Below are 2,046 nucleotides of genomic sequence, written 5' to 3'. Positions count from 1 at the left end.
GTTCAACATCGTGGCCGTGCGCGACTTCAATTTCGGCGCGATGGAGAATAAGGGCCTCATTATCTTCAACTCGGCCTATGTGCTCGCCAATCCGGAAAGCGCGACGGACGCCGACTTCGAAGCCATTGAGAGCATTGTCGGTCACGAATACTTCCACAACTGGACCGGCAACCGGATCACCTGCCGGGACTGGTTCCAGCTCTGCCTGAAAGAAGGCCTGACAGTCTTTCGCGACCAGGAATTCTCATCTGACCTCCGCTCGCGCCCGGTCCAGCGGATCAAGGATGTGATGACGCTCCGCGCACGCCAGTTCGCAGAGGATTCCGGCCCGCTCGCCCATCCAGTGCGCCCGCAGGCTTATGGCTCGATCGATAACCTCTATACGGCCACGGTGTATGTGAAGGGTGCCGAACTGATCCGAGCGCTTAAAGTGCTGATCGGAGACGAGGCCTTCGACAAGGGCATGCAGATCTACTTCGACGAGTATGACGGCACCGCCTCGACGATCGAGGATTTCTATTCCTGCTTCGAGAAAGCCTCGGGCAAGGATCTCAGCCAGTTCCAGCTCTGGTATGCCCAGGCGGGCACGCCTGAAGTCAGCGTCGAAGAGAGCTGGGATGCGGGCAGCGCCACGCTGACGCTGAAGCTCTCGCAGACGACGCCGCCAACGCCTAAACAGGCGGACAAGAAGCCGGTCCCGATCCCGCTCCGCGCGGCACTGCTCGATGGCAAGGGCGCTCATCTGAGCGCAGAAGGGTGGGAGAATGGCGAAACCGTTCTTGTCCTCGATCAGGCCGAAAAGACGTTTGAAATCAAGCTCCCGGACGGGTCACCTCGTCCGCTTCTGTCGATCAATCGCCAGTTCAGCGCACCCGTGCGCCTGAAGCGTGAGCAGTCCACCGCCGACCTTCTGGCGCTCGCCTCTGCCGAAACCGACCCGTTCAACATCTGGGACAGCTTCCAGACGCTCGCCAAGACCGAGATGTTCCGCCTTCTCGACACGCCGCAAAGCCCGCCGGACGATCAACTGGTCACCGCGCTGGCCAGTGCGGTCCGCGACAATGAAGACGACCCGGCCTTCGCCGCGCTTCTGACCGCGCTGCCGGATATTGCCGTGCTGTTTCAGGAAAGACAGCCTGTTGATCCAGCAGGCCTTGATGATGCGCGCAAACGCTTGCGCCGCGCCTTGGCGGAAGCCCTCTCTGATGATGCAGAGCGCATTTTATCAGAGCCGAGCCCTGCCCCCTTCGCGCCGACGGCCGAACAGGCCGGGATCAGGTCGCTGCGCGCGGCCATGATCGGCCTGACGGGCGCCAAAGGCACGCAGGACGCTGCGGCTCAGCTCAAATCCCTGTTCGATAACGCACCGAACATGACCGAACAGCTCGCCTGTCTTCGCGCACTGGTGCCGATCGACGGCAAGGATCGCGACGCCGCCATCGATGCATTTTACGAGCAGTGGAAAGACAATCCGCTGGTTATCGACAAATGGTTCGCCGTCCAGGCCGGACAGGGCACAGCCGCCGATGCGCGGCGCCTGTCGGAGCACAAGGATTTCGATCTCTCGAACCCGAACCGCGTGCGCTCTGTTGCTGCAGCCTTTGCGATGACGAATCTGGCCGCTTTCCATGCAAGAGACGGGGCGGGTCACGAAATCATCGGCGAGGTCATCGCCAAGACCGACAAGCGCAATCCCGCCCTGGCCGCCCGCCTTCTGACCAGTTTCGAGCAGTGGAAGACGCTTGAGCCTGTGGCCCGTGAAAGTGCAGAAAAGACACTCGTCGGGCTTCGTGACAGCGGACTGTCCAAAAATGCCATGGATATCGTCGCGCGCGCTTTGGATTAATCGCCGACTCGGCCCCATTAACGATAGTGCAAACCTTTCTCTGCACACAGAATGGGATGAGATCTGACTGCGCTAGAGGCTGGGATATTGGCACGCAAAGCCAGGACGAGAACTGAACCGGCGAAAACGGATGTTTCATCCGGCCGCACACGGTCGCTCAAAATCACCCTTATCCTGACGCTTGTGACCGTCGCCGTGGC

Annotated in this window: 1 protein-coding gene; it reads left to right on the top strand. The window is 60.7% G+C overall.

Translation table 11 applies throughout. The annotated features are described in order from the left end of the window. Positions 1-1,846: aminopeptidase N (pepN, locus tag WA989_RS03420; protein ID WP_424339117.1), on the top strand; the 1,846-nt coding region annotated here is incomplete at its 5' end. Positions 1,847-2,046 lie beyond the last annotated feature (200 nt).

This window comes from Henriciella sp., assembly GCF_049649345.1.
In the GTDB taxonomy this organism is placed as follows: Bacteria; Pseudomonadota; Alphaproteobacteria; order Caulobacterales; family Hyphomonadaceae; genus Henriciella.
This window is presented reverse-complemented; position numbering and strand designations above follow the sequence as displayed.